This is a genomic window from Acinetobacter sp. 228, assembly GCF_048147885.1.
Genome location: NZ_JAYWYV010000291.1, coordinates 1 through 1,334, shown reverse-complemented (window position 1 = coordinate 1,334; position 1,334 = coordinate 1). Strand labels below are relative to the sequence as shown.

The 1,334-nt window shown below is 37.9% G+C and carries 2 protein-coding genes; one reads left to right on the top strand and one right to left on the bottom strand.

Going from position 1 to position 1,334, the window contains the following annotated elements; all coding sequences use genetic code 11:
• Positions 1-37: 37 nt before the first annotated feature.
• The gene (locus tag VXQ92_RS18320) at positions 38-928 is read right to left on the bottom strand and encodes a LysR family transcriptional regulator ArgP (RefSeq protein ID WP_000887363.1); all 891 of its coding nucleotides are present in this window, start codon (positions 926-928) and stop codon (positions 38-40) included.
• Positions 929-1,035: 107 nt separating this feature from the next.
• On the opposite strand from VXQ92_RS18320, the gene VXQ92_RS18315 reads away from it, so the two are divergent.
• On the top strand, positions 1,036-1,334 hold a 299-nt coding region (locus tag VXQ92_RS18315), incomplete at its 3' end, for a LysE/ArgO family amino acid transporter (RefSeq protein ID WP_416682765.1).

Sequence of the window (1,334 nt, the reverse complement as noted above, 5' to 3'; positions counted from 1 at the left end):
ACATTTCAAATCACCATTTAAAAACTAAGATCTAAAATTATCTCAATATCTGTTTTGCTGATTCAACAATGGTCTCGGTCAGTACATCAAGTTGTTTCGACTGTCTTTTCCAGTGATGCCAATATAAAGGAACATCAAGTTGAGCCTCAGGCATAATATCAACAAGTGTTCCATTTTCGAGTAATGGTTGAACCTGAAGCTCGGGCACCATGCCATAACCTAAACCTAGTTGAATTGCTTTAACGAAAGCATCTGTTGCCGGAATAAAACTATAAGGATAACTCTGCATTGGTAAACCGTATCCTTTTAATAAAACCTCTGAATGCATTAAATCTTTATGGTTAAAAATAACCGCCGGTGTTTTTCTTAAAACTTCTCGGTTAATTCCACCACTAAACCACCGATTTACAAACTCGGCCGATGCCAGCATTTTATAGCGCATTTTACCAAGAGGCTGAGCTAAGCAACCCGCCATCACTTGCTCTTCTGCTGTAATACATGCATTGACCTGACCTGTTTCTAGCAAAGTATGCGTGTGAGATTGATCGTCAATTTTTAGCTCTAACACTATTTTTTCTTTAAACAATGTTTGCTGAATACTGGGTAAAAGCCAAGTTGCTAATGAGTCTGCATTTGAAGCCAACGCAATTTTATAAAATTCTGATTCAGAAGATTTGCCCATTAAACCTTGTAATAGATTTTGCTCCATTAACCTTGTATGACGTAAATGCTGGAGCAAGGTTTGCCCTGCTTGTGTGAGTACACAAGGGCGGCCCCGTATAATTAAAATCTGCCCTAAATATTTTTCTAGGGCTTGTACACGTAGTGATACAGCAGAGGGAGTTATACATAAGTGCTCTCCTGCCGCATCAAAACTTCCGACTTCTGCAACCGCCAGAAAAGCTTCACATTGCTTACTATCTAACATACAAAACCTAAATTATTTTTAGCCAAACCTAAATATTCTTAATTTTACTTATTTCTTAATAAAAAGTCAGATAATTCCCCCATCTGATTTGTTTCTGCTTAATGGTTATGCTTTCTCTGAGTGTGTTTTTTAAAGGTTTAGGTATTGGTAGCGGCCTAATTGTAGCAATTGGTGCCCAAAATGCTTTTGTTCTAAAGCAAGGGCTTAAACAGCAATATGTATTTTGGCTATGTTTAATTTGTGCCCTGTCCGATTCAATTTTAATCGCCTGTGGTGTATTAGGTTTTGCCGAAATTATGACAGCATCACCCATCTTAATCACAGTCGCTAAATATTTAGGGGCAACGTTCTTATTCGTCTACGGTGCAAAAGCCTTCTATGCCGCGTTTAAAACTAACCAAGGCAT